Annotated in this window: 5 protein-coding genes; 4 read left to right on the plus strand and 1 reads right to left on the minus strand. The window is 64.5% G+C overall.

Annotation, left to right across the window (positions count from 1 at the left end; translation table 11 throughout):
• Nucleotides 1-168: 168 nt before the first annotated feature.
• The 4 genes from ACW9I6_RS28910 (at nucleotide 169) to ACW9I6_RS28925 (ending at nucleotide 5,264) form a co-directional block, all read left to right on the plus strand.
• The gene (locus ACW9I6_RS28910) at nucleotides 169-678 is read left to right on the plus strand and encodes a sigma-70 family RNA polymerase sigma factor (protein WP_177029375.1); all 510 of its coding nucleotides are present in this window, start codon (nucleotides 169-171) and stop codon (nucleotides 676-678) included.
• 8 nt (nucleotides 679-686) lie between these two features.
• Complete coding sequence (locus ACW9I6_RS28915; protein ID WP_457340106.1) at nucleotides 687-1,646, plus strand: FecR domain-containing protein; 960 nt, start codon at nucleotides 687-689, stop codon at nucleotides 1,644-1,646.
• A gap of 91 nt (nucleotides 1,647-1,737) precedes the next feature.
• On the plus strand, nucleotides 1,738-3,531 hold the full coding sequence (locus tag ACW9I6_RS28920; protein ID WP_457340107.1) for an ABC transporter ATP-binding protein: 1,794 nt from the start codon (nucleotides 1,738-1,740) through the stop codon (nucleotides 3,529-3,531).
• Nucleotides 3,525-5,264, plus strand: coding sequence for an ABC transporter ATP-binding protein (locus ACW9I6_RS28925; RefSeq protein ID WP_457340108.1), 1,740 nt, complete (start codon nucleotides 3,525-3,527; stop codon nucleotides 5,262-5,264). The genes ACW9I6_RS28920 and ACW9I6_RS28925 overlap by 7 nt, the downstream gene beginning before the upstream one ends.
• A 34-nt stretch (nucleotides 5,265-5,298) precedes the next feature.
• Here ACW9I6_RS28925 and ACW9I6_RS28930 read toward each other — a convergent pair whose 3' ends face one another.
• The gene (locus ACW9I6_RS28930; RefSeq protein ID WP_457340109.1) at nucleotides 5,299-7,038 is read right to left on the minus strand and encodes a dipeptidase; all 1,740 of its coding nucleotides are present in this window, start codon (nucleotides 7,036-7,038) and stop codon (nucleotides 5,299-5,301) included.
• Nucleotides 7,039-7,255: the final 217 nt, after the last annotated feature.

Genomic DNA, 7,255 nt, shown 5'->3' on the forward strand with positions numbered 1-7,255 from the left:
CGCTGTAAGAGCGGAACCATAAGCGGCCGTTACCGCAGCAACGGATATGTACCCATAACCCCGCCATCCCCCCGCATTGCACCCGCAGCCCAGAGCCGATAGTCTTGCAAATCATTACCAGCCCAATCGCCCAGCACCCCCGGGCCCATTGGGTAAAAGGAGAGGTTTGTGAACATCGGACAGTTCGCCTTTCAACGCCAGGTTGAAAATCTATACGTCGACCACAACGCCTGGCTACGTACCCTGTTGCGGCGCAAGCTGGGCAACGCATTCGACGCCGCCGACCTGGCCCACGACGTCTACCTGCAACTCATGCGCAAGGGCCAACTCCCGCCCACCGGCGAATCCCGGCGGCACCTGACCCAGATCGCCAACGGCCTGGTCATCGACCTCTACCGCCGCCGCCAGATCGAATCCGCCTACCTGCAAGCCCTGGCCCTGTTGCCCGAACCCTGTGCCCCCGATGAAGAAACCCGCGCCCTGGCCATCGAGGCCCTGATCCAAATCGACGCCGCCCTGCACAGCCTGCCACCCAAGGCGCGCCAGGCCCTGTTGCTGTGCAAGCTCGATGGCCTGAGCTACCGCGAGATCGCCGCCGAGCTCCAGGTCTCCGTCTCCTCGGTGGAAAAGTACATCGCCGCCGGCCTGCTGGCCTGCTACCAGACCCTGTACGGTTGACCCTCGCAATGTCGACCGAGCAGCCAATCTCCCCGGATATCATCGAGCGCGCCGCCGCCTGGATGGCCCGCCTGTGGGCCGATGACGCCAGCGCCGAAGACCACGCCAACTGCCTGCACTGGCGCGCCGAACATCCCCATCACGAACTGGCCTGGACGCGCCTGCTGGGCTTCGAGCAAAGACTCCACAGCATCCCCGCGCCGGTGGCCAGGCACAGCCTGGCCGAACCCGACGCTCCCGACTCCCCCGACCGCCGGAGCACCCTGCGCCTGCTGGGCCTGTTGGTCGCAGCCGGTGGCCTCACCTACGGCGTGCGCCGCACCGACGCCTGGCAGCTGGCGAGTGCCGGCCATAGCACCCGCACCGGCGAAGTTCGCGAAGTGGTATTGCCCGACGGTACCCGCCTGGTATTGGGCCCGGCTTCAGCAATTGACGTGCAGTTCGATGACGACCAGCGCCTGGTGCTGCTGCGGGCCGGCGAGGTCTTCATCACGACCGCGCCGTCACCCCGGCCGTTTCGGGTGCAGAGTCGCCAGGGCGTGTTTCATGCCCTGGGCACGCGCTTCAGCCTGCGCCAATGCGACGACAGCAACTGCCAGTTGGCCGTGCTTGAGGGCGCCGTGCAGGTGCAGCCCGACCATGGCGCAGGTGCGCGGGTGGAGGCAGGTCAAGGCGCCACGGTTTCCAGGGACACCGTGCAGCCGACTGCGGCGGTGACTGACCGCAGCATCGCCTGGGTCAAGGGCCTGTTGGTGGCCGATGGCACCCGGCTGGACGAACTGATCGCCGAGCTGGGACGCTACCGCCGCGGTGTACTGCGCTGTGCGCCTGAGGTGGCGATGCTGCGGGTCAGCGGTGTATTGCACCTGGACAATACCGACCTGGCGCTGGACAACCTGGCCGCCGCGTTGCCGATCCAGGTGGTGCGGCGCACCCGCTATTGGGTGACGGTCCGCGCCCCTGCCTGAAAATTCCTTGAGGTTTCGATTGAGGGTTTTGGCCGCTCGTTCGGAAGATAAGGTAAGGGCGAGCAAAGGCTCATTCAGTCAGGGAGACTTCATGAGTAACAAGGATGTGGCTGCGGCCAAACCCAGGGGGCGGGGCGCGGTCTCGCAAGTGTTGCGGCCGGTGCGCGGGCGACTGATCGCTGCGGCACTGCTGGCCGGTGTGGGCAGTATGCTGACGCTGGTGCCGCTGGGGGGCATTGTGCATATCGCCAGGGTCGCCCTCGGCGCGCCGTCGATGGCCCAGGCATCGGGCGAGGTCTGGTTGACCATCAGCCTCAGCCTGGCGAGCCTGTTCGCGGGCCTGCTGTTGATGACAGTTGCGGAGACGGTCGCGCACCTGGCCGACAACCACATCACTCGCCACTTGCGCCTGGCCATCGCCCAGCGCCTGAGCCAGGTGCCGCTGGGCTGGTTCACCGAGCGGGCGTCGGGCGAGGTCAAGCAGGCGATGCAGGATGACATCGGCACCCTGCACAGCCTGACTGCGCATTTCTACACCACCGTGGGCCGTTGTGCCGGGGCCGTGCTGCTGTCGGCGGCTTATCTGTTCATGGTGGACTGGCGCATGGCGCTGGTCTCGCTGCTGCCGTTTCCGGGGTTTTTGCTGTTTTTTACCCGGGCGATGAAAGCCAGCGGCAGCCACATGCAGTCCTTTGTCGAGCGCATGACCCGGGTCAATAACGCGGTGGTCGAGTTCGTCAACGGCATTCCGGTGGTCAAGGCCTTCGGTGCCACCGGCAAGGCCCACGCCAGTTACCGCAAGGCGGTAGATGAGTTCAGCGAAGCCTTCGTTGAGTTCACCCGGCCACTGGTGGGGACGATGGCCAATGCCAACGCGATGATCGCCCCGGTGATGGTGCTCGCCATGGTGCTGACGTTTGGCCTGGTGTTTGTCAGCCTGGGCTGGATCAGCGCGGTGGAGGTGCTGCCGTTCGCCATTGTCGCACCGGGCATTTGCGCGCCACTGATGCTGCTGAGTTACATCGTGCATGATCTGGACAACGCCACCGGCGCGGCCCAGCGCGTGCAGGCACTGCTGGCGACGCCGGTGCTGGCGCAGGTGGAGCCGGGGGGCGAACGCTTGCCCAAGGACGCCGGAGTACGCGTCGAAAACCTCGGGTACGCCTACGACCCGCAGCACCCGGTACTGTCGAACATCAGCTTTACCCTCAAGCCTGGCACTGTAACCGCCATCGTCGGCGCCTCGGGTTCGGGCAAGTCGACCCTGGCGCGCCTGCTGCTGCGGTTTTTTGACCCGACCGAGGGGCGTATCACCCTGGGCGGCGTCGACCTGCGGCAGATCGAGACCTCGCAGCTCTACAACCTGATCGGCTTTGTGCTGCAAGAGGTGCGCCTGGTCCACGCCAGCGTTGCCGAAAACATCGCCCTCGGCCGGCCCAGCGCCAGCCGCAAGGAAATCGAGGCGGCCGCACGGGCCGCGAATATTCATGAGTGCATCATCGGCTTGCCACGGGGCTATGCCTCGGTGATTGGCGAGGACGCGCAGTTGTCCGGTGGCGAGCAGCAGCGTATCAGCATCGCCCGCGCAGTATTGCTGGCGCCGCCGGTGCTGGTGCTGGATGAACCCACGGCCGCCGCCGATGCCGCAAACGAGGTGGCAATCCAGGAGGCGCTGTCGCGCTTCGCCCAAGGGCGCACGCTGTTGGTGATTGCCCATCGCCTCGATACCGTGATGCACGCCGACCACATCATCGTGCTGGAAAACGGCCGTATTGTTGAACAGGGCACCCATCCTCGACTGATCGCGCAAGAGGGCCGTTATGCGCGCCTGTGGGCGTCGGGCGGTTACAAACAGACCCGCGAACAGGCGCTGCCGACATGCTGAAAACCTTTATCGAACTGTTGAGCGATGACGGGCCGGTCTTCCGTCGCTATGTCGGGAAAGTGATGTTCTACGGTGCGCTGTGCGGGCTGACCCTCGCCGCCCTGGTGCCGGTACTCACCGACATGCTCAACGGTGATCTGGCCGAAGCGGCGTTGTGGCTGGTGGTGTTCCTGGCGGCGGTGGCGACGTGTTGGGCCACGCGACGCGAGGTTGAAAAGGCTGGCGTCGCGGTGGGTGTGGCGGTGCTGCAAGGCGGGCGCCAGCGCATCGGCGACCATGTGGCCGAACTGCCTGTCGGTTGGTTCACGCCTGATAACACGGCGCGGCTCAACCAGGTGGTGACCCAGGGCATGATGGCCGTGGCCCAGCTGCCGGCCCATGTATTTACTCCGGTGCTCAGCGGCGTGGTGACGCCATTGGTGCTGGTACTGGCGTTGTTTGTGCTGCACTGGAAAATGGGCCTGATCGCCTTGCTGGCGTTGCCGATTCTCGGCGGCGCGTTCTGGCTCAGCGCCCGCCTTGGGCGGCGCGCCGACCGGGCGTTCCAGCGCAGCTCGGCCGACACCAGCCAGCGCATGCTGGAGTTCGCCCAGTCGCAGTCGGTGTTGCGTGCCTTCAGTGGCGGCGGCAGCTCGGTGTTCCTGCAACGGGCGATCGAACAGCAGCACGCGACCGGGGCGCGCCTGATCCTGCTGTCCGCGACCTCGATTCTGCTGAACATATGGCTGGTGCAGGTGGTGTTCGCGGCCTTGTTGATCGCCGCCGCGCTCTGGCTTGACGCTTACCTGGGAAATGCCTTGCACGTGGGCTCGGTGATTGCGGTGATGGTGTCGCTGTTGCTGGTCAGCCGCTTCATTGACCCGTTGCTGGAGGTGGCCGGCTATGGCGAAACGTTGCGCGGTGCCGGGGTGCAGCTTGAGGCGGTGCGCGAGATATTGGCCGCGTCGCCCCTGAAGGTGCCGAGCGCGCCGCAATCTCCACGGGATGCCTCGGTGGAACTGTTCGATGTGAGCTTTCGCCACGCGGCCGGTTCGCGGGACGTGCTGCGCGGGGTGAACCTGCGTATTGAGCCCGGCAGCATGACCGCGCTGGTGGGGGCTTCCGGTTCGGGCAAGACCACGCTGTTGCGGTTGGTCGCACGGTTTTTCGAGGTCAGCCAGGGCCAGGTGTGCATCGCAGGCGTGGATGTGCGACAGATGTCCGGCGAGCAGCTCAACGCGCAGATCAGCCAGATCTTCCAGGACACGTACCTGTTCCAGGGCAGCGTCGCCGACAACATTCGCCTCGGCAAACCCGACGCCAGCGACGCACAAGTGTTGGAGGCCGCGCGGCAGGCCGGTGTGCAGGCGATTATCGAGCGCCTGCCCATGGGCCTGTCGACCACGGTGGGTGAGGGCGGGGCACGCCTGTCCGGTGGCGAGCGTCAGCGTGTCGCGATCGCCCGTGCGTTGATCAAGGGCGCGCCGATCCTGCTGGTGGACGAAGCCACGGCAGCACTGGACGCCGAGAACCAGGCGGTCATCGCCGAAACCCTGGCACGCTTGCGCGGCACATGCACGCTGATCGTGATCGCGCATCAGTTGTCGACGGTGGTGATGGCCGACCAGATCGTGGTGCTCGATGAAGGCCGGATCGTGGAGCAGGGCACGCCTGAGCAATTGACCGCAAGGCAAGGGCGCTATGCCCGGTTCCTCGCGCAGCGGCGGGCGTCGAAAGGCTGGCGTATCGCTTAGTGGACCCGCCAGGGCGGCGGGTCCGAAGGGCAGGTCAGAGCTTTGGCAGTTGCCCGATGCGGCCCATCATTTCGGTGACGATCTGCAGGTCCAGCAGGAACTGGTCGACGGTCTTGAACTCGTTGTCGGTATGGCCGGTGTACTTGACCTCCGGCCGTGCCAGGCCGAATTGCACGCCGTTGGGCAGCTCATGCACCGAGGTAGCGCCGGCAGACGTGCCGTACTTGTGCTCCATGCCCAGGTTCTCGCTGGCCACCGCCAACAGCGCCTTGACCCACTCGCCCTCAGGGTTGCGGTACATCGGCTCGGCGATCGAGTAATCGAAGGTCACAGCCACGTGGTTTTTCTTGGTCCAGGCGCTGAGCTTGTCGGCGATTTCGGCCTTGAGCGCTTCCGGTGACTTGCCCTTTGGCACCCGCAGGTTGACCGCCAGCTTGAAGGTAGTTTCATCCTCGCCCACATAGGTCAGCGAGGTGGTCAGCGGGCCCATGAACGCATCGGAGAAGCCCACGCCCAGCTTGGCACCCAGGTAATCCAGGCCCCAGTTGTTGGCGGCGTAGTGCGCGGCGTCGGTGAACTGGTTGTGCTTGAGCGCGACCTTGCCGTCGAGGCTATTGAGGAAGTCGAGGGCCCTGGCTACCGGGTTCACCCCGGATTCCGGTTCGGAGGAGTGGGCGGACACGCCAGTGACGGTCAACTGAACGTCCTTGCCGACGACCTTGGCCGCCACTTCAAAGTCGCCGCCATTGCGCTTGGCGTACTCGCTGCCGGCCTTTTGCAGGCTGGCGGCCAGTTCGGCAGGCTTGTCGCTGAGCAATGTCACCACCGACGCCGACGGAATCTGGTTGGTGGCCTTGCCACCGGTCATCGAGATGATTTCTGCGCCTTTGCCTTCAGCCTTGCGCTTGGGGAACTTGGCCATGACCGTGCCGTAGCCTTTCTCGGCGATCACCACCGGGTAGCCGCCGTCCAGCGCCAGGTTGTAGTTGGGCGTTGGGTTGTGCTCGAAGTAGTACGGGATCGCGTCGCCGGAGGTTTCCTCGGTGGTGTCCACCAGCAGCTTGAAATTGCGCGCCAGCGGCAGCTTCTCTTCCTTGATCACCTTCATCGCGTACATCGCCACCACGATGCCGTTCTTGTCATCCTCGGTGCCGCGACCATACATCCGGTCGCCGATCAGCGTGACCTTGAATGGGTCGAGCTTGGTGCCGTCCTTGAGCACCCAGTTTTCCGGGGTTACCGGTACCACGTCCGCGTGAGCGTGGATGCCGACCACTTCATCGCCGCTGCCTTCCAGGGAAATCTCGTAGACGCGGTTGTCGATGTTGCGGAAGTTCAGGTTGAACGACTCGGCCAGGCTCTTGATCTTGGCGGCGATCTTGATGAACTCGGGATTGTCGTGCTGGGCCACGCCGGCGACCTGGAAGGTCGGGATCTCCACCAGCTCACGCAGGGTTTCAGTGGCGGCGGCGCCGTACTTAACCCGCGCATACAGGCCCAGCAGGCGATGGATTTCATTCTGCTGGTCGGCGCTCAGGTCCTTGTTGTCGAGAAAGGCACTGATGGCCGGGCCGAGGTTGTCGCTCTTGGCCACGTCATTCTTGGCCAGGCTGGCGAGGAACTGCCGGAAATCCTTGACCGAGGCATCGCTGAAGGTCTTCAGGATGACGGCGTTCTGTTGTGGGGTGAGGTTGGCTTGAGCTTGGGTGGTGAACACCGAAAGGCTGGCGGCCATCAGGGTGGCTACGGCCAGTTGCTTGAGGGAAAAATCCATTGCTGGGGGCATTCCTTTGCAGGGAGTGAGTGAGAAATGTCTGATCGAAAGGTCAGAAACAATTTCACACACTACCATCGGGAGGGCGCAGGAGGGGAGCCCCCGTTGTGGGATTTGTCCGGAGGAAATGTACAAGTGGCGCATAAACGAAAATCCAGTGTGGGAGCTGTCGAGCTTTAGCGAGGCTGCGATAGCGGTGGGTCAGGCACCATCAATG

It is taken from the genome of Pseudomonas sp. SDO5522_S412 (assembly GCF_054071215.1).